The sequence below is a fragment of the Thalassospira lucentensis genome (assembly GCF_001613805.1).
Lineage (GTDB): Bacteria > Pseudomonadota > Alphaproteobacteria > Rhodospirillales > Thalassospiraceae > Thalassospira > Thalassospira lucentensis_A.
The window spans coordinates 118,800-144,057 of the sequence record NZ_LPVY01000003.1; the positions used below are offsets into that span (position 1 = coordinate 118,800).

The window sequence follows — 25,258 nt, forward strand, 5'->3', positions numbered from 1 at the left end:
GTAGCCAGCCAACGGGTTTGGATATGGAAAACGGATCTTTATGGGGAATAGTGTTGATTGTCGTTGGCGCCGTTGCCGCGATGATCGTTGCGCGTGTTGCCCGCCGGCCATTCCGTTATCGGCACGACGGCAAACATATCGAGCGCGAGAAATCATTCCTTTCGCGCCCGGTTAATCTTCTGGCTTTGCTGGCGGCGGTTGCGACCTTCGTTCTTGGATTGCTTTGGCGTTTGAATGGAAATGGACCGTCGTAATGACTAGGCACCACAATGATCCGATTGATGATGCAATTGATGAAGTTGAAAACAGCAACACATTGAAACGTATTGTTTTTATTGTTGCGTTGATCTGCCTTGCATCCAGTCTTGCCGGTCTTTTCTTTCTTGTTACCCGACTGATCCTGCCACGCGGCTTTTTCTAGAGGTGCAGGATGGATTGGCGTGATGATGCAATCGTCCTGTCCACACGCAAGCTCGGCGAAAATTCGGTACGTCTTTCGGTTCTGACGCGCGACTACGGTCGATATGCCGGTATGGTACGCGGGGCGACCAGCAAATCCATGCGCGGCACGCTTGAGCCCGGGAACGAGGTTCGGGTGGGATGGTCGGCCAGACTGGCTGAACATCTGGGGCAGTTTCGCTGTGAATTGACGGGCGCGCATGTTGCCGATCTTCTGCTGTCTCCCGGGCCGTTGATGGCGTTGAGTTCGGCCTGTGCCATGCTTGAAGTCACTTTGCCGGAACGCGAAGCACATGCCGCATTATATCACGGTACCGTCGCATTGCTTTCGGCCCTTAAGACAGAACAATGGCTGGCATCCTATATCCGGTGGGAAGTCGGGTTGCTTGACGAGCTTGGATATGGGTTAAGCCTTGATCGTTGTGCGGCAACCGATGTCACGGATGATCTGTGTTTTGTTTCCCCCAAAAGTGGCCGCGCCGTTTCCGAGGCCGCAGGCACGGCCTATCGTGACCGTTTGCTGCCATTACCGGCGTTTCTGGCCGGTGGGAGGTCATCACAAAGCAGCCGGGAACAAGGGTTGAACGAACAATTCCGGCAGGGGATCAAACTGACCGGATTTTTCATTCATCGCGATATTTTCGAGGCAAAAGGTGTAAAGCCCGTTGCAGCCCGCGACAGATTGGTAAGCCATATCTGGCGATCAGCAGACACGGATTAAAAATAAATACCGTACTTTGATGCGGACTTGTGTTGACCAGAACCATACCCACCGTAGTATGTTGCCAAAATGGTGATTGAGCGCCGGACAACGGACTGAATTGCCGAATTGATTGCAACCTGCCAAACAACAAGAAAAATCGTTCATGAGCACCAAGACTTCCGATCCGGCCAATGCCGGCCAAATCAGGGAAACGCGCCTTGCGGACGCGTTGAGCGAACGTTATCTCGCTTATGCCATGTCGACGATCATGTCGCGCTCTCTTCCCGATGTGCGCGATGGTCTGAAACCTGTGCATCGGCGTCTGCTCTATGCCATGCGACAGCTAAAGCTTGATCCGGCGCAGGGTTTCAAGAAATGCGCCCGTGTTGTCGGTGACGTGATCGGTAAATATCACCCGCATGGTGATCAGTCGGTCTATGACGCGCTTGTGCGTTTGGCGCAGGATTTTGCCGTTCGCTATCCGCTTGTCGACGGACAGGGGAACTTTGGCAACATCGACGGCGATAACGCAGCGGCAATGCGTTATACCGAGGCCCGCATGACCGCGGTTGCCGCAGCCTTGATGAACGGCCTTGATGAAGATGCGGTTGACTTCCGGCCGACATATGATGGCGAAGATCACGAACCGATTGTCATGCCGGCAGCGTTTCCGAACCTGCTTGCCAATGGTGCCGCTGGTATCGCGGTTGGTATGGCAACCAATATTCCGCCGCACAATGTTGGCGAACTTTGCGCCGGCCTGGTTAAGCTGATCGATAATCCCGATACGTCGATTGCGGAACTGGTGCGGTGTGTGCCGGGGCCGGATTTCCCGACGGGTGGTGTTCTGGTCGAGCCGCGCGAAAACATTCTTGAGGCCTATGCCACCGGGCGCGGTTCATTCCGTCTGCGCGCCAAATGGGAAGTCGAGAAACTCAGTCACGGACTGTTCCAGGTCGTTGTGACCGAAATTCCCTATCAGGTTCAGAAAGCCAAACTGGTCGAACGTATTGCAGACCTTATGGTGCTGAAAAAGCTTCCGCTTCTGGCCGATGTCCGCGATGAATCGACCGACCTGATCCGTCTGGTGTTCGAGCCGCGCACCCGTGCTGTCGAGCCGGAACATCTGATGGAAATGCTGTTCAAGAATACCGAACTGGAAATCCGGTTTGGTCTGAACATGAACGTGCTGGACGGGGACAATACGCCGCGCGTGATGAACCTGCGCGAAGTGCTGCGTGCGTTTCTGGCGCATCGGCAGGATGTTCTTATCCGTCGTTCCAACCATCGACTGGCCAAGATCAATCATCGTCTTGAAGTTCTGGATGGTTATCTTGTTGCCTATCTGAACCTGGACGAGGTGATCCGGATCATTCGGTTCGAGGATGAGCCGAAGGTTTCCTTGATGACGACCTTCAATCTCACCGAAGTTCAGGCGGATGCAATTCTTAATATGCGTCTGCGGTCGTTGCGCAAGCTCGAAGAGATGGAAATCAAAAACGAGCATGCCAAACTGACCGAAGAGAAAGAAGGCCTCGAAGCGCTTCTTGCCAGCGAAACGCTGCGTTGGGAAAAAATCCGCGACGAAGTCGAGGAAATGCGCGAGAAATTCGGCAAGAAGACGACCCTTGGCAAGCGCCGTACCGAAATCGGTGATGCGCCGGAAGAAATCGAAGTCCCCCTTGAAGCCTTGATCGAACGTGAGCCGATCATGGTGATCTGTTCGAAAATGGGGTGGATCAGAGCCCTTAAAGGGCATACCGCCGATACCAGTGATCTGAAGTTCAAGGATGGTGACGAGGGGCGCTTTGCCCTTAAAGCCTTCACCACTGACAAGCTTCTGATCATGAGCACCGAAGGCCGGTGTTACACGATGTCATGTGACAAGCTTCCGGGCGGGCGTGGCCATGGTGAGCCGATCCGGCTGACAATTGATCTGCCGCAGGAACATGACATTGTCGCAATGGTCATCCATAAGTCTGGCCGGAACCTGCTTGTTGCAAGCTCGGCCGGCCGCGGCTTCCAGGTGGCAGAGGCCGACGTGGTTGCGCAGACCAAGAACGGCAAGCAGATTTTGAACCTTGGCAAGGATGAAGAGGCTAAAATCTGCCTGCCAGTCGATCAGGATCATGTCGCTGTATTGGGCGAAAACCGCAAGCTTCTGATCTATCCGGTGGCCGAGGTGCCAGAAATGACCCGTGGGCGCGGGGTCATCCTGCAGAAATATCGTCAGGGTGGCTTGGCAGACCTTATTCTGTTCAATCTTGAAGAAGGTCTGAGCTGGACAATGGGTGGCAGTGAAGGCCGCACACGTACGGTTACCGAACTTGACGAATGGATTGGCAAGCGTGCCGGTGCCGGGCGTATGCCGCCGACCGGTTTCCCGCGATCAAACAAGTTCGAGTGACACGCTCGCTTGATCTGATAGCCGAGAGAATAAAGGGATAAGGGCAGGGATGGCCTTATCCCTTTTTCGTTTTCGGGCACATGTTTGGCCATGTTCTCAGAAAAAGTGGCTTGTTTTTATTCCATATTCCGGAATGGCGCTCAAACAGGCAAAATATATAGCGTTTTGGGGCGTAAATATGTAACTTCGCAACCTGATTGGCAGGGAGCCCGCAAAATCCCTGTGATTTCCAAAAGGGCGTGGGAGTGAAAACGTGAATTTTCTAGGGAGTTTCGTCCGTTTTATCGACGGTCTGAATGACTGGATCGGACGTGGCGTGGCCTGGCTGATAATCCCGATGGTGGTGATCACATTTCTGGTCGCGACACTGCGTTACGGGTTTTCCATTGGCTGGGTTTCGATGCAGGAAAGCTATATGTGGCTGCACGGCATCGTCTTCATGGTGGGAGCCGGTTATACATTGCTGCATGGTGGCCATGTCCGGGTGGATGTGTTCTATCGGCCGGCTTCGGCACGCTATAAGGCCTGGGTTGACCTTTTCGGTTCCCTGCTGCTGCTGCTGCCGGTGATCATCATGGTGTATATTTATAGTTACCCCTATGTGATGACCAGCTGGCATCGCCTTGAAGGATCGCACGAAACCGGCGGCCTGCCGGGGCTGTTCCTTTATAAATCGGTTATTCTCGTTTTCTGCGTCCTGATTGCTTTGCAGGGATTGTCCCTTGCTGCGCGCAGCATTCTCGTGCTGGCCGGACATAAAGAATTTGAAATCAAAGAAGAAGAGCACGAGGGCGTTTGATGTCGGGGGAAATTCTTAGCCTTGTAATGTTCGCAGTAGCCTGCGGCGTTCTTCTTCTCGGTTTTCCGGTCGCATTTTCCCTGGCGGGGACGGGGCTTGCCTTTGCGCTGATCGGCAACTCGATGGGCGTGTTTGACATGCCGCTTCTGGGTTCTTTGCCGTCGCGCTATTTCGGGGTGATGACCAACGAGCTTTATGTTGCGATCCCGCTTTTCGTTTTCATGGGCGTCATGCTTGAACGTGCCCGAATTGCGGAAAAGCTGCTGACGACCATGGGGCTTCTGTTTGGTACCATGCGGGCGGGGCTTGGCATTTCGGTTGTGCTGGTGGGGATGCTGCTGGCGGCGTCAACCGGTATCGTTGGGGCAACCGTTGTAACGATGGGGCTTCTCAGCCTTCCGGCGATGCAGAAGGCCGGTTACAGCCCGCGTCTTTCGACCGGGGTAATCTGTGCATCCGGTACATTGGGGCAGATCATACCGCCGTCGATCGTGCTGGTTTTGCTCGGTGATATCCTTCAGGGGGCCTATGCCGAAGCACAACGTTCGCTGGGCAATTGGGCCCCGGAGCCGGTTTCGGTTATCGACCTGTTTGCCGGTGCATTCATTCCCGGCATGCTTCTGGTCGGGCTTTATATTTGCTGGATCATCATTCAGGCGTTTATTGATCCGAAATCGGCGCCTCCGCTGGTCACCGACAAACGTCCGGAAGGTCTTTGGGGCGAAGTTCTTCGTGCGCTGATACCCCCGGGATTGCTGATTGTCGCCGTGCTTGGCTCGATCCTTACCGGTATTGCAACCCCGACGGAATCTGCGGCCTTTGGTGGCGTTGGTGCCGTCATTCTTGCGGCTTTCTACAAACGCCTGTCATGGGATGTTCTGCGCCACGTGACGCGTCAGACCGTCCAGATCAGCGCGATGGTGTTCGTAATCCTGCTGGGTGCTTCGGTATTCTCGCTGGTCTTCCGTGGCCTTGGCGGGGATCACCTTGTCGAAGAACTGCTGCATAACCTTCCGGGTGGTGTTTTCAGCGCCATGCTGGTTGTGATGCTGCTGATGTTTGTCATGGGCTTCTTCCTCGATTTCATTGAAATCGTGTTTGTGGTTGTGCCAATCGTTGGCCCGATCCTGCTCAAGATGGATATCGATCCGGTCTGGCTTGGCGTGATGATTGCCATCAACCTGCAGACCAGCTTCCTGACACCACCGTTCGGCTTTGCCCTGTTCTATCTGCGTGGGGTGGCTCCGGCGGCAATCAAGACCTGGGACATCTATCGCGGGATTGTCCCGTTTGTCCTGATCCAGGTTCTTGGACTTGGCCTTGTGGCCGCATTCCCGGTCCTGGCAACCTGGTTGCCGGACGTGTTGTTCAAGTAGCAACCGTTTAAATCACAAGGTAAAAGGCGCCCATTACGGGCGCCTTTTCTTTGCTGTTTTTTCCGATATACGGATAAAAAAAGGGGTCGGCATTTGCCGACCCCTTTGTGCTTTCAATCGCTGAAAACCTAGTATTTGAACGGCAGAATACGTGCCTGGGCGAAAGCCGATTCCGAGAATTTCGACCAGCCAATCGACTGGGTACGGAACGCGATCAGGCTTTCAAAGACTTCCTGCGACAGCGGGTTTGAAGCAACGAGGTCACGCAAAACCGTGCCCGACAATGCGCCAAGGTTTGTCAGAATGTCGTCCGAGAACGGGCGAACATCGACATTGTGCTTGTCGCGCAGGGTCTGGAGCGCCTGATTGTTGCGTGCGGTGAATTCCGACAGAACCATCTGGTTCACGGCACGGTTGGCCTGCTCGACAATTGCCTTCAGGTCATCCGGAAGGCTGTTCCAAGCGTCCAGGTTGATGAAGTTGTCAAGCACGGTTGCCGGCTCGTGCCAGCCCGGATAGTAGTAGAACTTGGCTGATTTATAGAGACCAAATGCCAGGTCGTTATACGGTCCAACCCATTCGGTCGCGTCAATCGCACCGGACTGAAGGGCAGGCGGAATTTCGCCACCCGGAAGGTTCACAACGTTGCCACCAGCAGCTTTGACAACTTCGCCACCAAGGCCCGGAATACGCATTTTCAGACCTTTATAGTCGTCAATCGTATTCATTTCCTTGTTGAACCAGCCGCCCATCTGGGTGCCGGTATTGCCGGACGGGAAGAATTTGCAGTTCAGTTCGGAATAGACTTTATCTGCAAGTTCCTGACCGCCGCCCCACTGGAACCAGGCATTCTGTTCCTGAGCGTTCAGACCGAACGGCATGGCTGCGATATACTGGGTGGCGTCAACTTTACCTTTCCAGTAGTAAGGCGCGCCATGCCCCATTTCGACAGTGCCGTTACCAACGGCATCAATGGCCTCAAAAGCGGGAACAATTTCGCCCGCGCCAAAAACGGTCACATTCATGCGGCCGTTTGATGCCTTGTTGATGTATTCAGCCAGAAGGTTAGCCCCGGTCCCCAGACCCGGGAAGTTTTTTGGCCAGGTGGTGACCATACGCCATTCACGGACTTCCTGTGCGATAGCCGGTTTGGCAAAGGTAGACGCGACCGCTGCGGTCGCACCAGCTACCGCGGCGCCGGAGAGAAATTGGCGACGTTTCATAGATTACAGCCTCCCAAAGATGCAAGCTCATGATTTATTTTACTCAAAGCCGTCATGCGACTTTGGGCAAAGCTTATATGCGTCTGGAGAATGTGGCAACCGGGGATCGAGTAGGTAGGCACTACTTTAGTCTAAGTGTTTCGTGCCGGGTATTTTACCGGCAGATGTCAGTCATCTGAAACGTTCGACGAAGGGATTTTCACCCATTTCCCGCCGCGAAAACCTTCAAGAGGCTGAAAGCGCATCTTGTAGGACATTTTGCGGCATTCGCCGATCCAGTATCCCAGATAAACATGTGGCAGTTCAAGAATCTGGCACTCGTTTATGAGATCAAGGATGATAAAGGTTCCAAGCCCGCGGCGCTGTTCGCGCGGATCAAAAAAGCTGTAAACAGCCGATAACCCATCAGAAAGATTGTCGACCAGGGCAACAGCAATCAGGCTGTGGTCAGGACGTCTGTATTCGAAGATTGACGTATCAACGGTGCTGTCTTCGATCATTGCCCGGTAATCGCGGGCATCCATCCTTGCCATGTCGCCATTGCCGTGACGGGCATCCTGATATTCACTGAACAGCTGAAACTGTTCCTGTGTTGCGGCTGGCGGCAAAATCGTGCGGGTCAGGTCGTTATTTTTTGCGACAATCCGGCGAAACGACTTTGTCTTGCAAAAGTCGGCCGAACGCACGCGCACCGGAACGCACGCATCACATTCACTGCAGGCCGGCAAATAGGCGATGGAATGACTGCGACGGAACCCCGACCGTGAAAGCAGATCATGAATGTTGTTCGCTTCCGGTCCCCGTAATTCTGTGACCAGCTTGCGTTCGAACCGGCCTGCCAGATACGGACAGGGCATCGGAGCCGTCATGAAATAATGTTGGGTCAGTCGTCTTTGATTGACGGTCATTTATCGCGTTTGCCCGGGTTCAAGAGGGTCTTCTGATAATATGAGATTAGGTATAAATCATGACGGTTTAAAGGGCGAACCCGACGATTGTCGGAATTCGCCAGAAAGTTCCCTACCGGTTTGACGGGACAGCAAAGCTTGGGCGCCGGTTTGCCGGTGCTGGATTGCTGGTTCCCTGTTCGGTGGATGGAGTACCAGACTGGGCAGGGGCGGATGTTTCGCCATCTTCTGCCGGGCGTTCACCGGTTCCGCGCAGAAGCGTAATGCTGATACGGCGGTTACGCTCGTTTTCCGGTGCTTCCGGGATCAGCGGGTCGGTATCCGCAAGGCCCGCGACTTTGGCGAAGCGCCCTGTTGCAAGGCCCTGTGTTTCAAGTTCCCGGCGGGTGGCCAATGCACGATCCGAAGACAGTTCCCAGTTGCTGTAGCCGGTGATTGTCGTAAAGGGCACCGCATCCGTGTGGCCTTCGATCGAAATATCCTGCGGCATGCCTTTGATTGCTTCGACAACCTTTGAAAGCAGAAGCTTGGTATGTTCGGCCATGACAGCACTCCCGCTTGGGAACATTGCAGTACCGTCTTCGTCCAAAATCTGGATGCGAAGACCTTCGTCGGTTTCTTCGATCCGGATATTCTTGGCAAGTTCCTGGAGATCCGGGGAGCTTTCAAGAGCCTTGCGAAGTTCTTCTTCCGCTTCCTTGAATTCCTTGTCTTCTTGTTCGGCAAGGCGTTGTTCAGCCATTTCTTCCGGTGTTTTTACTGGGGGAATATCAATACTGACCGTCGGTGCCCCCATCTCGGAGCGTAAAGCTCCTTGTTCTGCAAGGCTTTGGCCACCCAGAATGCCCCCGGAACCGGACTCGCTTTGAGAAATGGTTTCCGGGGTGAAGTAGTTCGAAATACCCTGAAGCTGTTCCTCGGTCGCGCTGCTAAGCAGCCAAAGCAACAAAAAGAACGCCATCATTGCCGTCACAAAATCGGCATAGGCAACTTTCCACGAGCCGCCATGATGGCCACCGTGTCCGCCTTTTTTGACTTTCTTTATGACGATATCAGGCATTCTTTACGCGGATCCCGGTTATCAATAACGCTTGAAGATTGTTTTTCTTATTAGGCCGTTGGCGCATTCTGCAAGGCATCGTCCAGCTCTTTGAAGCTGGGACGAATGTCATGAGGAAGCGTTTTTCGGGCAAACTCGACCGAAACCTGCGGGGCATATCCCTGCATGTGACCAATCAGGGCAGCCTTCATGCAGCTGTAGAATTTTGCATCCTGATCAAGTGTCTTTTTGATGATGGCAGATGTCGGGCCAACGAAACCATAGGATGCCAGGATCCCAAGGAAGGTCCCGACAAGTGCCGCACCGATCAGGCCGCCCAGAACTTCCGGGGGCTCGGTGACCGAGCCCATGGTCACGATCACACCAAGAACGGCTGCAACAATCCCGAGGCCGGGAAGGGCATCACCTACCGTCTGGATGGCATCAGGAACCATGTGCTCTTCTTCATGATGAACTTCGAGTTCCTGATCAATAACGGCTTCCAGCTCGTAGGCGTTGGTTGTACCCAGCGTTAACAGGCGCAAATAATCGCACAGGAATTCCACGGCATGGTGGTCATGCATGACGCCCGGAAAGTTGCCAAACAGGCTTGAACTTTCGGGATTCTCGACATGGCTCTCAAGGGCAAGGTCGCCCTTCGATTTGGCAAGCCGGAATACGGCATAAAGGCAAATCAGCAATTCAAGATAAGCCGCTTTTTTCTTCGGCCCTTTTAGCGCCCGGATCGTATAAGCGATGGATTTTTTAAGGATGCTTAGCGGGTTGGCAATCAGAAACGTACCGAAAGCCGCGCCGAAAATGATCAGAACCTCAAGCGGCTGAACAAGTACGCCAAACTCGCCATGCGGAAGATAACCACCCAGAACGGCACCGATTACGATAACGTAACCAATAATCAGAAACATTATGTATTCCCCGCTACCCCATAAATTTTCACAAGTAACTCATCCTGAAACGGCTCGGCGAAATTCGCATTGGCTGATTTTGGGATACGATACCTGCAACTATATGATCCATATTAACTTTTAATCTTATTAATATAGCGTTTAAAACGCTGTCGCGTGGGGTTTGACAGCACAAGTTTTTCCCGCCATTTTCCCTGATCCTGTACGCAGGTCATGTCTAATAGGTTTTATCAGCAAGAGCATTCTTCAATATGTCATTTTCATCGCGCGATTTTCGGGACTGTCTGGGGCAATTTGCAACCGGTGTTGCTGTTGTTACGGCACGGGCGAACAATGGCGCAAAAGCAGGCATTACGATCAATTCGTTTGCGTCGGTGTCACTCGATCCGGCGCTGGTCCTGTTTTCGGTAGATCAGCGCGCGGCAACACATTCTTTGTTTGCAGGTGAATGTGACCGCTTTTGCATCAATATCCTTAATCGGGAACAGCGCGATCTGTCTGATCTGTTTTCATCACCGGTTCAGGACCGTTGGGAAGACCTTGTTTTTGAAGATGATTGTCATGGTGTGCCAAAGCTGACCGGTAATCTTGCGACATTTTCCTGCAAGCGACATGCAATTCACGATGGCGGGGACCACAGCATCATTGTCGGGCATGTGCAGGATATTTCGATGGGGAATACCGGCGATCCGCTTCTTTATTATGGTGGCCGCTACCACTCCCTCGGGGAATGATCAAAGGGCCAACGACGCTGTCGCTGGCCCTGATGCTTTTTAGTCGAGCGATGTGTTGCCCAGAAGGCGACTGCCAAATCCGGCACCCGTCAGTTTTTCGATGACCTGTTCCGCGTGGGTGGTGTCTCTGACTTCGAGAACCATATCAACGTCTGTCTGCTTTGCCGGAACGTCATAGAAATGGCGCTGATGATACACTTCGATGATGTTGGCTTCGGCGTCACCGATCAGCGCGCTGATGGTTGCAAGTGCGCCCGGCACATCCGGGATTTCGATGCGCACACGCACAAGGCGGCCTTCGCGCGCCATACCACGCATCAGAACCTGCGCCAGAAGGCGTGTATCGATATTGCCGCCACTGACAATCATGCAAACTTTCTTGCCCTTGAAACGGTCATGATGGTCAAGCAGGGCCGCAAGAGGGGCCGCACCAGCACCTTCGACAACGGTTTTCTCGATCTCGATCAGCATCTGAATGGCCCGCTCGATCGAGCTTTCCTCGACCAGCAGCACATCATCAAGCTTTTCCTTGCAGATTTCGAGGGTCAGGCCGCCGGGCTGCTTGACGGCAATGCCCTCGGCAATCGTCACACCACCACCCGAAAGCGGCAGGCCCTTGATGCCTTCATACATCGAAGGATAAAGCTTGGTCTCGACCCCGATCACCTCGATATCCGGACGTCGTGCCTTGATTGCCGTTACAATACCGGCCGCTAGGCCGCCGCCGCCAATTGGCACGATAATGGTGTCGATGTCCGCCCCATCATTAAGGATTTCAAGCCCGACAGTCCCCTGACCGGCAATGATATGCGGATCATCAAACGGATGAACAAAGGTCAGGCCGCGTTCTTCCTGAATTTTCGATGCGGCTTCAAGGCTTTCGGCGAAAACACTGCCTTTAAGGACAACTTCCGCTCCGTGTGAACGGGTGTGATGGACCTTGGTAAAGGGCGTGTTTTTCGGCATGACAATGGTTGCCGGAATACCAAGGCGCTTGGCGTTATAGGCGACCCCCTGGGCATGGTTGCCTGCCGATACGGCAATGACGCCTTTCGCGCGTTCCTCTGGCGTCAGGCTGGCAAGTTTGACATAGGCGCCGCGTTCCTTGAAGGATGCCGTATATTGCAGATTTTCAAGTTTCAGATGAACTTCTGCCTCGCAAATTCTTGAAAGTGTTTGCGATTTTACCAGTGGTGTTTTGCTGACGATGCCTTCAAGCAAGCCGGATGCGCGTACGATGTCGTGATAGGAAACGGTCATTTCCATACTCCTGCGGCCAGTCGCCTTTATATATGGCGTGCTGGCATTTTATCATGTGTGGGCAAAATTCGGATGTTTAACCAAGCCTGTCATCCGCAGATGACAGGGATCACATTCGCAGGGCGGAAATCCCGATAATCATGGCCATCGCACCGGCACGAAGCGTCGGACGGGGATGCGATGCGAGGATGTCAAGGCAAGCAGACATAGCCATGTTCTTTCGGGTTATGGATCGTTAATCGTGATGCAGCTTTGCGGATTAGGCGCGCAAGGTCAAGTTTGCAAACAAAAAAGCCGGGTTGCAAATGTTGCAACCCGGCCGGTTGGGGAACGCGGGCAGGGTTATTCCATATTCATGATGATGGTTTTCTTGTGCGTGAAATGTTCAAGCATGCTTTCAAGCGATGCCTCCTTGCCAAGACCCGAAAGCTTGACGCCGCCATATGACAGGTTGGGCTGCACGACAAGGTTCTGGTTGACCTGAACAAAGCCCGCTTCAAGCCGTTTGGTCGCGCTCAGTGCGGTTTTAAGGTCCTTGGTCCAGACAGTTGCGGCAAGGCCAAAGTCGCTGTCATTGGCAAGCTCGATCGCCTCGTCAAAGGTTTTGAACCTGAACACGCAGGCGACGGGGCCAAAGATTTCTTCGCGGGCAATCCGGGCATCGGGCTTGACGTTGGTAAAGACGACCGGACGGACAAACATGCCGTCTGTAAGTGCCGGATCGGTCGGAAGGGCGCTGAGTTCATTTTTGGTCGCACCTTCCTGTTCGCCGATCTCGATATAACCGCACACCTTGTCGCGCTGTTTGCGGTTGATGATGGTGCCGATATCGGTTTCCTCGTCCAGCGGATCACCCATTTTAAGGGTGTTGACCTTGGCCAGAAGGCGGCTGACAAACTCGTCATGCAGGCTTTCATGAACCAGAATGCGCGACGACGCCGTGCAGCTCTGGCCCTGACGGGTAAAGCGCATACCGCCAATTGCCCCTGCGATGGCCTTGTCCAGATCGGCATCACCCATCACGATCATCGGGGATTTACCACCCAGTTCCAGCGTGACCGGGATCAGCTTTTCGGCCGCCGCGCGGTAAACCGTACGACCGGTTTCGACCGATCCGGTGAAGGAAACCTTTTTGACATCCTTATGCGCAACCAGCGGGCCGCCGCATCCCGGACCAAAGCCGGAAAGGATATTCAAAACGCCTTTTGGCAGGATCTGCTGCATGATCTGGCAAACGCGAAGGACGGTAAACGGTGTGTCTTCTGCCGATTTAACAACGACGGTGTTGCCTGCGACCAATGCCGGGGCAACCTTGATCGCCATCAGGAGAAGCGGCACGTTCCAGGGAATTATCGCACCGACAACGCCAACCGGTTCTCGTGTCGTCAGGGTCATCATGTTCGGGTTGAACGGAATGGTTTCGCCCTTCAGTTCCGAAGCAAGGCCGCCAAAGAAGGTGAACATGTCGGCAAGAACCGATGCCTCGACCCGGCTCTCGGTACGCAGGGCCTTGCCCGATTCAAGGGCGACCAGGCGACCGAGTTCTTCAACATGCTGGGTCAGGATACGTCCGCATTCCGCCACCAGCTTGCCGCGTTCGCGGGCAGGGCGGTTGGCCCAATCCTTCTGGGCCTTCTTTGCAACCGAAACTGCGAAATCGACGTCATCGGCATCACCTTCGGCAGCCTGCGCAATGACTTTGCCGGTTGCCGGGTTCAGGACGTCGAAATTCTTGCCATTTTTGGCAGGCACAAGTTCCCCGTCGATCAGGTGACGGCGATCGAGTTCCTTAACCAGTTTATGGGGATCAAGCACGGGTTCGATAGACATTTCAGGCTCCCTGTCATATAGCTGCGCGCCCGTTTTCTGACTGAGCAGCGAAATAAGTGGTTATTCGGTATTGTTTTACCAATTTATCGATCCGATACCGGAAAGGCAAGGTCCTTTCACCATGTTAGGCATGACAGTCAGGAGCAGGATTGATAGGGTTAGAGTCATGACCCTAATTAAACGCGGGCGGCATTCCCGATTGTGAATGCGCCACAGATACAATTCCGTAAGGACAAGGGGATACCCATGCCGCGCCATTTCGACACGACGTTTGATGTTGTCCGTGAACTTAAGCCTTCTTATCCGGTTTACTGCCTGCGCCCCGACATCCTGCGTGAGTCGGCCAAACGGTTTGTCGATATGTTTCCCGGCAATGTCCTTTATGCGGTCAAATGTAATCCGCATCCGGAAATCATGCGCTACCTGCACGAAGGCGGTGTTCGCCATTTCGATACCGCCTCGCCCGAGGAAATTGCCCTTGTCCGCCGCCAGTTTCCGGGAATGAATGTCTATTTCATGCATCCGGTCAAAAGCCGGGACGCCATTCGCAGTGCGCACCGCGTTTTCGGCGTGAAGCATTACGTGATCGATACCGAGGATGAACTGGAAAAAGTCCGCGCCGAAACCGACGGCGAGACCGATCTGGTCATTCATGTCCGCCTGGCAACCCCGCCGGCAGGGGCGGCCTATAACCTTTCGGCAAAGTTCGGTGCGCGCCCGATGACGGCATCGGAACTTTTGAAAAAGGTCGATGGATACGGCTATGCCGCCGGGCTTTGTTTCCATGTCGGTTCGCAATGCACGACGCCGAACGGGTATCGCATTGCCGTCGAACTGATCCGACAGGTTGTCGATTTTTCCGGGGTCAAAGTTCGTTATATCGATGTGGGTGGCGGGTTCCCCGGCCAATATATGAACCAGCGCGCACCGGGGCTTGAGGTCTTCATGGAGGAAATCAAGGACTGCATCCGCTGGCTTGGCCTGCCCGATACCACCTTTATGTGCGAACCGGGCCGCGCACTTGTGTCGAGCGGTGTGTCGCTGATCACGCAGGTACATCTGCGCAAGGAAGATCAGCTATTCATCAATGACGGCGTATATGGCAGCCTTTCCGAAGCTGTTACCGGGCAATTGCGTTTCCCGGTCCGGCCGATGCGAATTGGCGGCGATTTCAACGAAGATGATACTCTTGATTTCACGATCTATGGTCCAACCTGCGACAATATGGATGTGCTTCCGGCAACGGTGACCCTGCCTGCGGACATCCGTGAAGGGGACTGGATCGAATTTGGCCATATCGGTGCCTACAGCAACGCACTGGCCACCCATTTCAACGGATTTTACCCAGAATTGCTGGTGACGGTCGGCGAAACATTCCCGTTCATTGATGGCGAATTTCCGCAGGTCGGCTGATCACAACCGGCCATAGCGGTAAAACAGTACTTGTTTGCGGATATTCTTGTGTGCACTATGCTGCCCGTTATGACACGGGCAGCATGAATGCCCGGCACAAGATCCGAAAACAGGGAAGATACGCCGTGACCAACAGCCTTTTCATGCGCATACAAAGCCGATTTCCATCCGACCTGTCCAAGGTCCTGATCGAAACGGCAGAGGGCAGAACATACAGTTACGGTGATGCCGATGCGGCATCCGCACGTATTGCCGGGCTTTTGACCGCGCTTGGTGCCAAAAAAGGTGATCGCGTCGCGGTTCAGGTCGATAAATCACCCGAAGCCCTGTTCCTTTATCTGGGCTGTATCCGCGCAGGTCTGGTCTATCTGCCGCTGAATACCGCATATCAGGCAGGCGAACTTGCCTATTTCATGGGGAACGCGGCACCGGTCATTTTTGTCTGCCAGCCGCATCGCGAAGATGAGGTAACGGCAATTGCCGACGCACAGCGCGTTGAAAAGGTTTTAACACTTGGCACATCGGGCGAGGGGACGCTGATCAGTCAGGCGGCGGATTTCTCCGCCGAATTTGCCCCGGTTGCCTGTGCCGATGATGAACTTGCCGCCATTCTCTATACCTCTGGCACGACGGGCAAGCCAAAGGGTGCGATGATGACCCAGACCAATTTGTGGTCAAATGCCGCGACTCTGGAAAAGCTTTGGGGCTTTGGTCCGGACGACGTTCTTCTACACGCGCTTCCGATTTTCCATACGCATGGGCTTTTCATTGCGTGTCATTGCGTGATGCTGTCGGGATCGAAAATGTTCTTCCTGCCGAAGTTTGATCGCGATCAGGTCATGGCGCTGCTGCCGCGCAGTACTGTCATGATGGGGGTACCGACATTCTATGTCCGGCTATTATCTGGTGATGATTTCAATGCCGATGTGACATCGGGTATGCGGCTGTTCATTTCGGGATCGGCCCCCTTGCTGCCCGAAACCTTTGTCGCCTTCAGGGAACGGACCGGGAAGGCGCTGCTGGAACGTTACGGCATGACTGAAATGGGAATGGCAACGTCCAACCCGTTAAATGGCGAGCGGATCGTGCATACGGTCGGCCCGGCCCTGCCGGATGTGGAAGTCCGGGTCTGTGATGAAAAGGGTAACGTGCTTGGAACCGACGAGATCGGCGTTCTGGAAGCACGCGGGCCGAACGTTTTTGCCGGATACTGGCAAATGCCGGAAAAGACGGCCGAGGAATTCCGCGAAGACGGGTTCTTCATTACCGGTGACATCGCGAAAATCGATGCCAAGGGATATGTCCATATCGTTGGTCGCGCCAAGGATCTTGTGATTTCCGGCGGGTTTAATGTTTATCCCAAAGAAATCGAAACGGTCATCGACAAGATGGATGGTGTTGTCGAAAGTGCCGTGATCGGTGTCGCGCATCCGGATTTCGGCGAAGCGGTTGTCGCCGTCATCGTCCGCAGTAGCGATAAACTGTCCGAAGACGATGTGGTGAATGCGATCAAGGGACAGCTTGCCAATTTCAAAGTGCCCAAGCGCGTTTTCTTCGTGTCCGAGCTTCCACGCAATGCGATGGGAAAAGTACAGAAGAATATCCTGCGCGAGGATTATAGCGCGCTATTTGCCAACTAGAACGGGGCGCTACAACGGGGCGAGGGGAGCAGCTTGCCCTGTCAGCACATTATCCCGAAAACAAGAAAAGCCCCGGCAATCAATGCCGGGGCTTTTCTTTTGGACGGCTACGGTCTGGCTTAGCGACCGAAAGCAACGCGATGTGCGACATCATCAATCATGTCACGGTTCAGGCCGATATCTGCCAGCTCACGTGCATCAAGTTTACGGAGCGCAGTCTGGGTCTGGTACTGAACACGAAGGGCGCGCAGGAAAGCAAAAATCTTGGTTACGATCATTTCATCACCTATTTCAAACCGGCCAATTTCAAATTGGCGCTGTCATTCAGATAACCGGCATGTGCTCACCGAAGATATTCCATCAAGGAATAGTTAACTGGTTTGACGTGTCGGTCTGCTTAATATGTACCGAATGATCATCTGCATTTCTTCGCATCAGCCAGTCGATACATCGTTTTTATCTCGTGAATGCAAACTACGCCCGGTTGATTGTGAAATCCAATGCATTTTTTGCATGGCTGGAGGTTGGAAAGCGCAGAAAGTCATGTTTTTGCAACGAAAACGCTTAAATAACGTCATAATACAGATTTGCTTCGTTGTTTATTGCTATGTTTTTAGCGCATAGCTAATTAAATTACCAATCGCTTTCCAATTGAGGGCGGAACCGCTACAACAGCAATCGCGATTTTCATATGAACATATCCGGATTGACGTTTTCAGACCAATCCATGGATGGCTTTCTATCGGACAGGAGACACGGACAGATGAGTATCAACCGCCCGAAGCTCAGCTTTGAGCAGGCAATTGCAGCTTATCTGCAATATGCCCCGCGTTTGCCGCAGGTTGATCCGGCATCTGTTCCTGCGAAAACGCAGTATGTCGGGAACCTTCTGGAAATCGCGGATCAATTTGATCTGATCGTGTTTGATGCTTTCGGTGTGCTCAATAGCGGCGCGCAAGCCATTCCCGGCGCGGTCGAAACGGTGGCCGCTCTTCAGAAATCGGGAAAGAAACTTGCCGTTGTCACCAATGATGCATCGAGTTCAGCCGAGGCAATTCTGGCACGGCATCGCGGGCGCGGGTTTGATTTCAACACGACAAACCTGATCAGCAGCCAGCAATTCGTCGCCCCGATGATGGAAACCTACAGGGATCTGTCCCATTGGGGGGCCATGGCGCCGGTTCACTGGCCATTTGATATCCTGCCGGGCAGGGTGGAACCGCTTGGTGCGGATCGTGCACTTTATGATGCGGTTGACGGTTTTGTTCTTATTGATTCTGAAAACTGGTCCGATATCCAGCAGAATCATCTGGAAGAAAGCCTTGCGGCCAATCCGCGCCCCATTCTGGTCGGCAATCCCGATATCTGTGCGCCGATGGGGGCATTCCTGTCGGTTGAGTCCGGATATTTCGCCCATAAGGCAGCGGATCGTTGCAACGTGATACCGGATTGCGTTGGCAAACCCTATGGTCACGTGTTTGATGAAGTCCTGCGTCGTCATCCGGATATCAGCCGGGACCGTGTTCTGATGGTGGGGGATACAATCCATACCGATGTGCTGGGTGGACTTGCAGCAGGCATCAAGACACTTCTGGTGCATCAGGGGGGATTCCTTGACGGCCAGGACGATATCGAAAGCCTGTTTGAAAAATCGGGTCTGCGCCCGCATTTTTGTGCGCGCGCGATTGGTCATGGCATTGACGTGTCAGGTGCCAAAAGCGAAGCCTGCTGTGCCTGATAATGGATAAAACGCCCCGGTAAAAAAAGGCCCGCTGACAGGGCACTCCCGACCTGATCGTCATTCCCGCAACGGCGGGAATCCAGCCTCTTTCAACAGGGCATGGATTCCGGGTCTGCGCTGCGCCCGGAATGAAGATTTTGATCAACCGACAAACCAATCCAGTCAATCCCACAAGCCGCCATCGATGACCGACCTTTCGGTACGTCCGAACGAACCATCGGCCCCGCCACCAATCCAATCCAGCCCGTGAACCCTGCTGCCCTCTGCATCGCCAAACGTCACCGACCGGGTAGGCCGGACGGGGTTGGGCTGGATAGAACTGGATTGCACCAGACCGACCACGCCCCAGTCCCTGCTGCCCCGAACAAACGCCGCGGGCTCTCGATGGACACTGCAAGCGCACCTCGCCCCAAGGACGAAGGCGTTGTCGCAGGGCAGGCACAAATCCCGCCATTGATGACCAGCCTTTCGGCATCTCCGAATGATCCATCTGCCCCATCGCCAAGCCTACCAATTCAGCCAGCCGATCCAATGCAGACGCAATTCGGGCCTGCTGATCCTCGGCATTGCCAGACTTCACCGACCGGTTGGGTAACGGCGGGATGGGCTGACCTCAGCCCGGCTCTCGCTGCCCCGAACAAACACCCTTGCCCCAAGGGCACATCTCTCCCATCATGACAAACCACAGTTTTTCGTAATTTCCGATGGCCTCACGGCCCGAACGCACCACCGCCGTAATGACTTTTCCATGCGCCAGAGATGCCCCTTTGGCGATACCGCCGTCGTCCTTTCAGACGATCAGATCGCTGCTCCATCATCATCCAATTCCTGTCTTTGCCGCCCGAAACGCAAAAAACCCGCAAAAGCGAATCACGCTTTGCGGGTTTTGTCTCCGGACCCATTTGTCCTGTTGACTTTATCTTTATGCCACAACAGAAAGAACAAATCAAGAACTTTTTGCGGAAAAGCGGAAAAAAGTTCCCTTGTTAAATGGCCTCGGCAACGTCAATTGCACTGTATGTCAGAATTCCTGACGCGCCGGCACGCTTGAAACAGGACAGCGTTTCAATGGCGCAGCCAAGATAATCAAGCCAGCCATTCTGGGCCGCAGCCCGCAACATGGCGTATTCACCCGATACCTGATAGGCGAAAACAGGGACGCCAAATTCTTCACGCACCCGATACAGCACGTCGAGATATGGCAGGCCGGGTTTCACGATGACGGAGTCTGCGCCTTCTTCGAGATCATAGGCGACTTCGCGCATCGCTTCGCTGCTATTGGCGGGGTCAAGCTGGTATGTTTTCTTGTCCGCCTTGCCTAGGGCCGAAGCCGATCCGATTGCATCGCGGAACGGGCCATAGAAGGACGATGCGTACTTTGCCGCATAGGCCATGATCTGGACCTTTTTAAGCCCTTCGGATTCCAGAACATCACGAATGGCACCGATACGGCCATCCATCATGTCGGACGGGGCGACGACATCGCATCCGGCCTGTGCCTGAACCAGTGCCTGGCGCACAAGGGCCTCGGTCGTTTCGTCATTAAGGATTTCACCGTTAATCACGATCCCGTCCTGACCATCCGCATTGAATGGATCAAGGGCAACGTCGGTGATGACACCAAGATTGGGGCAGGCGTCTTTGATCGCCTTTGTCGCGCGGCAAACCACGTTGTCGGGATTATATGCTTCGCGCGCATCCTTGGTTTTGAGGCCGGCATCAATATACGGGAAAAGCGCAAGGGCCGGGATGCCAAGCTTTTCGGCATGTTTTGCCGTTTCAACAAGCACATCGACGCTTTGGCGTTCGACACCGGGCATTGACGGGATCGGTGTCCGTTCGTTTTTACCGTCAATCACAAATACCGGCAGGATCAGATCATGTGCCGTCAATCGGGTTTCCGCCACCATGCGACGCGACCAGTCGCTCATGCGGGTACGGCGAAGGCGTGTACGCGGGAAAGTGCCATAGGTGACTGTTTTGGCCATGATCTGTTCTCTTGTCAGTGGGGCGGCATTCTGAATTCAGAAATGAGGTGCCCAATTTATGGGACAGAATTGGCGGCGGATCAACTATTGCTGGCGCGATAAAGGCGTTTACGCATGGTCAGCATATAAACCGGTATGATCAAGGCCAGAAAACTTGCTGTCAGGACAAAAGCCGTAACCAGTCCAAGCTGTTGACCAATCGCCCCAATAACCGGTGGCCCGGCCATCAGGGCGGTGTAACCGGTTGCCGCAATGGTTGAAACGACCGCACCGCCGCTTCTGCCACTTGCCTCCGCCGCCGCAGAAATCAGAAGCGGCAGGATGACTGCCAACCCAATTCCGGCGATGGCACACCCGATCCAGGCAACGACGTAATGTGGCGCAAGTGCCAGAACAAAAAGGCCAAAAGACGCACATGCCGAACTGGATAGCAGGATTTGAGGGCGGCCAAATTTCGTAACCAGCCAGTCCCCCGACAGGCGGGTAATGGCCATGGTTGCTGAATAGCAGGCAAAACCCACGGCGGCCATCGTCGGGCCGGAATTGAGTTCCGTATTCATCAGAACCGTCGCCCAGTCGGTAATCACGCCCTCGCCAAACTGGCCGATGAAGGCGCAGGCCCCAAATGGCAACAGGGTCAGAAACATCGCGCGCTGTTTGGCAGATGATCCTTCATGCGTTTGGGCGGGATGGGGAACGGCTGCATCTGGCAGCAATTGACGCTGAAGGATCAGATGCAAAATCAGAAATAGGGTCAGCATGACGGGAAGGTGCCATTCAACCGGCAAGGGCAGGGCAAACCATGCCGCCGTCGTTCCGGCACCGGCAAAGCCCCCGAGGCTCCAGAAACCGTGCAGGCCGGACATGACGCTGCGTTTCTTAGCCCGTTCAACATTCAGGCCATTGGCATTCATCGATATATCAAGGAACGCGCCAAAAAAGCCAAGTGCGAACATGGCAATCGCAATCGACATAAAGCTTGGCATGAAGACAGGAATGCCAACGGAAATGAAATAAGCCACCCCGGAATAGCGTGCGACGCGTTCGCTGCCGAATTTGTCCGAAAGCCGACCGGCAACTGGCATAACGGCAAGAACGCCAACTGCGGCGGCCAGCAAGATGGCGCCAAGGTCATCATGACCAAAGCCAAGGCGTTCCTGCACCAGCGGAATATGCGGGACCCAGCTTGAAAAGGCGGCACCATGCAAAAAGAAAATGGCACGGATCCGGTTGTGGGCAATCTGGTTGGAGATAGGCATTTGGGGCTCGGCCTCCGTCAGGCGAGGATCACATTGATCCCGCGTTCGGTATAGTTGTTCAGATATCCGCTCGACAGCTTCCTGCCCGTGACCAGATGTGAAATCGCATCAAGGTCACAGACCCTGAATGGCAAGCTGGTTTCGAGTTTGTCGGCAGTTGTGACGGCAATCGCTTCGGCAGACTTTGCCAGCATTGCCGCCTTGGTGGCGCGCTCTTCGGCGGTGCTGGTGGTCAAACCAAGTTCGGGATGAAGGGCGCAGGTGCCCAGCAGAACAAGATCGGCATTATAGTTGCGTATTTCATCAATGGCCGTCGGTCCGCAGATCGCCAGATCACGTTTCAGAACCATCCCGCCAATCATGATGATATTCGCATTCGGATGATTGGCCAGTTCAACAGCAATCAGGGGATTGACCGTGATCACGGTACCACAAAATGACGGTTTCAGATTCCGGGCGACTTCATAAATCGTCGTTCCACTATCAAAAAAGACCACACCATGATCTGGAACAAGGTCATGGGCGACCTTGCGCGCGATTTCGGATCGTTCCGGCTTTAAATCCTGTGCCCGGTCATGAAATCCTTCGCGGGCAGTACTTGGCAACGTAGCACCGCCATGAATACGCCTGAGACTTCCGGCATCTTCCATCTGGCGCAGGTCACGCCGAATGGTATCAAGGGATGCATGAAAAAGAGCAGACAGGTCATGAATATGAACTGTGCCCTGGCTGTGAAGGAGTTTTTCGATTTCACGCTGGCGCGAATTGACACTCGACATCTATTTGCCTGTTTTGCATGTTTTGCCGATAATGCGCGTTTACCTTTGATCGGAAAAATGGTCAATAAAAAACCGGCCCCGTGCAAACAGGACCGGTTCCAGATTCAACGATGTGATGGCTCAGGCTTTATCAAGTGCCTGTTTCAGATCGGCAAGAATGTCATCGATATGTTCGATACCTATCGACAGGCGGACATAACCGTCCGTCACGCCAGATGAAATACGATCCTGTTCGGAAAGCTGGCTGTGCGTGGTCGTGGCCGGATGAATGGCAAGCGATCTGGTGTCGCCGATATTGGCGACATGATAAAACAGGCCAAGGCTGTTGATGAATTTCTCGCCAGCTTCCTTGCCGCCCGCAAGCTCAAACCCCATAAGCGATCCATATCCGCCCTTAAGGTAAGTATCGGCACGGCGGCGGCTTTCACCATCCTGTTTTCCGGGATAGATCACCTTGGTGACCTTTGGATGTGCGGACAGGAAATCGGCGACCTTGGCGCTGTTTTCGCAATGGCGTTCCATACGCAACGGCAGTGTTTCCATACCCTGGATGGTCTGGAACGAGTTGAATGGTGAGGCGGCCGCACCAACATCACGCAGCAATGTGCAGCGCAGCTTGATCGCATAGGCAACCGGACCAATCGGTTTGACGGCCTGCGTCCAGACCGCACCGTGATAGCTGGGGTCCGGTTCGTTCAGCAACGGGAAGCGTTTTGCATGTTTTTCCCAGTCAAATCTGCCTGAATCGACGACAATCCCGCCGACAGACGTACCGTGGCCAGCGATAAATTTGGTGGTCGAATACATGACAATGGTCGCGCCATGATCGATGGGGCGGCACAGCACCGGCGCGGCGGTATTGTCCATGATCAACGGAACACCCAGCTCGTCACCAATATCGGCCACCTCGCGGATGGGGAAAACATGAAGTTTGGGATTTGGCAGGGTTTCGGCGTAATAGGCGCGCGTTTTATCATCCGTCAGGCGTCGGAAGTTTTCCGGGTCGGATGGATCGGCAAAGCGTACTTCGATTCCCATCTGTTTGAACGTATTGGCAAACAGGTTCCATGTACCGCCATACAAATCCGTCGAACTGACGATATTGTCGCCAGCCTGGGCGATGTTAAGCACGGAAAAAGTTGATGCCGCCTGACCGGAGCCGACGGCAACCGCCGCGGCACCGCCCTCAAGGGCTGTAATGCGCTGTTCCAGCACATCATTTGTCGGGTTCATCAGGCGGGTGTATATATTGCCGAGCTCCTTGAGGGCAAAGAGATCAGCCGCATGCTGTGTATCGCGGAACTGATAACTGGTCGTTTGATATAACGGTACCGCAACCGAGCCGGTGGCCGGGTCAGCACGATATCCAGCATGTAAAACGATGGTTTCCGGTTTGGATGATCCTGTCATGTCGTTTCCCCTGATTATAGGTTGTATTGATTTTGCGGAAGTAATGCATATTCGCGCCATGGCGACAAGAAGATGGATGAAAAATCCGCAAATGACGGAATAAAAAAGCCCGATCAGAATACATTCACATAATTCGGTACTATTATACCGAATGAATTGACAAAGGTCCGAATTCACGTTTACGTAAAGGGAAAATACCAAAACATTCAGAGGCGGCGATCCAATGGAATTCAACCTGTCTGAAGACCAACAGGCATTTGCACAGGCAGCCCGCGATTTCGCGCAAAACGAAATGGCACCCTATGCGGGCGAGTGGGATGCAAACCACATTTTCCCCGAAGAAACCCTTCGCAAGGCGGCCGAACTTGGCTTTGCCGCCATATATACGCGCGAAGATGTCGGGGGATCGGGCCTTGGCCGCCTGGATGCCGCGGTGATTTTCGAAGAACTGGCAAGCGCATGTCCGTCAACGGCTGCCTATATCTCGATCCACAACATGGCTTGCTGGATGATCGACCGTTTCGGGAATGAAGATCAGCGCCAGAAATATCTTCCGAAACTTGTCACCATGGAACATTTCGCCAGTTATTGCCTGACAGAACCGGGGGCAGGATCGGATGCAGGGGCACTTTGCACCCGTGCCGTTCGGGACGGCGATCACTATATCCTGAATGGCGAAAAGGCATTTATTTCGGGCGGATCGCACAGTGATGTTTATATCGTCATGGCGCGAACCGGTGATGACAGCCCGAAGGGCATTTCCACCTTTATCATCCCGAAGGATGCCGAAGGTCTCTCGTTTGGCAAGCTGGAAGAAAAAATGGGCTGGAACAGCCAGCCGACATCCGCCGTCATTTTCAGCAACTGCAAAGTTCCGGTCGAAAACCGGTTGGGCGACGAAGGCGAGGGCTTCAAATTCGCCATGATGGGGCTTGATGGCGGACGGCTTAATATCTCGGCCTGTTCTATTGGCGGCGCACGTGCCGCGATGGATCATGCGCGCGATCACATGAAAGTCCGCAAGCAGTTTGGCAAGACACTCGATCAGTTTCAGGCATTGCAGTTCAAATATGCCGACATGGTAACGGAGCTTGAGGCGGCACGGTTGATGTTGCACAAAGCAGCCTGGAAACTGGACAACAAGGCACCGGATGCAACACAGTTTTGCGCAATGGCGAAACGTTTCGGCACGGATATCGGGTTCAGGGTCTGTAATGAAGCGCTGCAGCTTCACGGTGGATATGGCTATATCCGCGAATATCCGATTGAGAGACTTCTGCGCGATCTTCGGGTTCACCAGATTCTGGAAGGCACCAACGAAATCATGCGCCTGATCATCTCACGTGCCGCGTTAAAGGATTGAT

22 protein-coding genes are annotated in these 25,258 nt (G+C 53.9%); 11 read left to right on the forward strand and 11 right to left on the reverse strand.

Annotated features, from left to right (window positions below; genetic code table 11):
- Positions 1-23 precede the first annotated feature (23 nt).
- The 6 genes from AUP42_RS02830 to AUP42_RS02850 all read left to right on the forward strand — a co-directional run bounded on the left by AUP42_RS02830 (position 24) and on the right by AUP42_RS02850 (position 5,744).
- The gene (locus tag AUP42_RS02830; protein WP_062948712.1) at positions 24-254 is read left to right on the forward strand and encodes a hypothetical protein; all 231 of its coding nucleotides are present in this window, start codon (positions 24-26) and stop codon (positions 252-254) included.
- Entirely contained in the window at positions 254-421 is a 168-nt protein-coding gene (locus AUP42_RS21335) for a hypothetical protein (RefSeq protein WP_156484559.1), read from the forward strand. The genes AUP42_RS02830 and AUP42_RS21335 overlap by 1 nt, the downstream gene beginning before the upstream one ends.
- Positions 422-430: 9 nt before the next feature.
- Entirely contained in the window at positions 431-1,180 is a 750-nt protein-coding gene (gene recO / locus AUP42_RS02835) for a DNA repair protein RecO (RefSeq protein WP_062948714.1), read from the forward strand.
- A gap of 145 nt (positions 1,181-1,325) precedes the next feature.
- The gene (parC, locus tag AUP42_RS02840; protein ID WP_062948716.1) at positions 1,326-3,569 is read left to right on the forward strand and encodes a DNA topoisomerase IV subunit A; all 2,244 of its coding nucleotides are present in this window, start codon (positions 1,326-1,328) and stop codon (positions 3,567-3,569) included.
- Between the two features lie 253 nt (positions 3,570-3,822).
- Positions 3,823-4,368, forward strand: coding sequence for a TRAP transporter small permease subunit (locus tag AUP42_RS02845; protein WP_062948718.1), 546 nt, complete (start codon positions 3,823-3,825; stop codon positions 4,366-4,368).
- Positions 4,368-5,744, forward strand: coding sequence for a TRAP transporter large permease (locus tag AUP42_RS02850; RefSeq protein WP_062948720.1), 1,377 nt, complete (start codon positions 4,368-4,370; stop codon positions 5,742-5,744). The genes AUP42_RS02845 and AUP42_RS02850 overlap by 1 nt, the downstream gene beginning before the upstream one ends.
- Before the next feature lie 128 nt (positions 5,745-5,872).
- Here AUP42_RS02850 and AUP42_RS02855 read toward each other — a convergent pair whose 3' ends face one another.
- From AUP42_RS02855 to motA, 4 genes are all read right to left on the reverse strand, one after another.
- Positions 5,873-6,967, reverse strand: a complete 1,095-nt coding sequence (locus AUP42_RS02855) for a TRAP transporter substrate-binding protein (protein ID WP_062948722.1) — start codon at positions 6,965-6,967, stop codon at positions 5,873-5,875.
- A gap of 167 nt (positions 6,968-7,134) precedes the next feature.
- On the reverse strand, positions 7,135-7,875 hold the full coding sequence (locus AUP42_RS02860) for an arginyltransferase (protein WP_062948723.1): 741 nt from the start codon (positions 7,873-7,875) through the stop codon (positions 7,135-7,137).
- A gap of 112 nt (positions 7,876-7,987) precedes the next feature.
- The gene (locus AUP42_RS02865; RefSeq protein WP_062948725.1) at positions 7,988-8,935 is read right to left on the reverse strand and encodes a flagellar motor protein MotB; all 948 of its coding nucleotides are present in this window, start codon (positions 8,933-8,935) and stop codon (positions 7,988-7,990) included.
- Between the two features lie 50 nt (positions 8,936-8,985).
- Positions 8,986-9,840, reverse strand: a complete 855-nt coding sequence (gene motA, locus AUP42_RS02870) for a flagellar motor stator protein MotA (protein WP_062948727.1) — start codon at positions 9,838-9,840, stop codon at positions 8,986-8,988.
- A 251-nt stretch (positions 9,841-10,091) separates the two neighbouring features.
- Here motA and AUP42_RS02875 point away from each other — a divergent pair, with 251 nt between their 5' ends.
- Positions 10,092-10,574, forward strand: coding sequence for a flavin reductase family protein (locus AUP42_RS02875; RefSeq protein ID WP_062948729.1), 483 nt, complete (start codon positions 10,092-10,094; stop codon positions 10,572-10,574).
- A gap of 39 nt (positions 10,575-10,613) precedes the next feature.
- Here the strand turns inward: AUP42_RS02875 and AUP42_RS02880 are convergent, their stop codons facing one another.
- Positions 10,614-11,834, reverse strand: coding sequence for a threonine ammonia-lyase (locus tag AUP42_RS02880; RefSeq protein WP_197467430.1), 1,221 nt, complete (start codon positions 11,832-11,834; stop codon positions 10,614-10,616).
- 342 nt (positions 11,835-12,176) lie between these two features.
- A complete protein-coding gene (locus AUP42_RS02885) occupies positions 12,177-13,664 on the reverse strand; it encodes an aldehyde dehydrogenase family protein (protein ID WP_062948732.1) in 1,488 nt (495 codons plus the stop codon).
- A gap of 246 nt (positions 13,665-13,910) precedes the next feature.
- Between AUP42_RS02885 and AUP42_RS02890 the strand changes: the two genes are divergently transcribed.
- Both AUP42_RS02890 and AUP42_RS02895 read left to right on the forward strand, forming a co-directional pair.
- Positions 13,911-15,077, forward strand: a complete 1,167-nt coding sequence (locus AUP42_RS02890) for a type III PLP-dependent enzyme (RefSeq protein WP_062948733.1) — start codon at positions 13,911-13,913, stop codon at positions 15,075-15,077.
- A gap of 125 nt (positions 15,078-15,202) precedes the next feature.
- A complete protein-coding gene (locus tag AUP42_RS02895) occupies positions 15,203-16,717 on the forward strand; it encodes a malonate--CoA ligase (protein ID WP_062949347.1) in 1,515 nt (504 codons plus the stop codon).
- Between the two features lie 119 nt (positions 16,718-16,836).
- Here the strand turns inward: AUP42_RS02895 and AUP42_RS21165 are convergent, their stop codons facing one another.
- Positions 16,837-16,995, reverse strand: a complete 159-nt coding sequence (locus AUP42_RS21165; RefSeq protein ID WP_082242478.1) for a DUF1127 domain-containing protein — start codon at positions 16,993-16,995, stop codon at positions 16,837-16,839.
- A gap of 485 nt (positions 16,996-17,480) precedes the next feature.
- On the opposite strand from AUP42_RS21165, the gene AUP42_RS02905 reads away from it, so the two are divergent.
- Positions 17,481-18,455: an HAD-IIA family hydrolase gene (locus AUP42_RS02905; RefSeq protein WP_062948737.1), complete on the forward strand. Its 975-nt coding sequence runs from the start codon at positions 17,481-17,483 to the stop codon at positions 18,453-18,455.
- Positions 18,456-19,444: 989 nt separating this feature from the next.
- Here the strand turns inward: AUP42_RS02905 and hemB are convergent.
- The 4 genes from hemB to AUP42_RS02930 form a co-directional block, all read right to left on the reverse strand.
- Entirely contained in the window at positions 19,445-20,446 is a 1,002-nt protein-coding gene (hemB, locus tag AUP42_RS02915; protein ID WP_062948741.1) for a porphobilinogen synthase, read from the reverse strand.
- Between the two features lie 80 nt (positions 20,447-20,526).
- Positions 20,527-21,705: an MFS transporter gene (locus tag AUP42_RS02920; RefSeq protein WP_062948743.1), complete on the reverse strand. Its 1,179-nt coding sequence runs from the start codon at positions 21,703-21,705 to the stop codon at positions 20,527-20,529.
- Positions 21,706-21,722: 17 nt separating this feature from the next.
- The gene (locus tag AUP42_RS02925) at positions 21,723-22,484 is read right to left on the reverse strand and encodes a DeoR/GlpR family DNA-binding transcription regulator (protein WP_062948745.1); all 762 of its coding nucleotides are present in this window, start codon (positions 22,482-22,484) and stop codon (positions 21,723-21,725) included.
- Between the two features lie 120 nt (positions 22,485-22,604).
- Positions 22,605-23,894 (reverse strand): O-acetylhomoserine aminocarboxypropyltransferase/cysteine synthase family protein, encoded by a 1,290-nt coding sequence (locus AUP42_RS02930; protein ID WP_062948747.1) that lies wholly within the window; start codon positions 23,892-23,894, stop codon positions 22,605-22,607.
- Positions 23,895-24,117: 223 nt separating this feature from the next.
- Here AUP42_RS02930 and AUP42_RS02935 point away from each other — a divergent pair, with 223 nt between their 5' ends.
- A complete protein-coding gene (locus AUP42_RS02935) occupies positions 24,118-25,257 on the forward strand; it encodes an isobutyryl-CoA dehydrogenase (protein WP_062948749.1) in 1,140 nt (379 codons plus the stop codon).
- Position 25,258 lies beyond the last annotated feature (1 nt).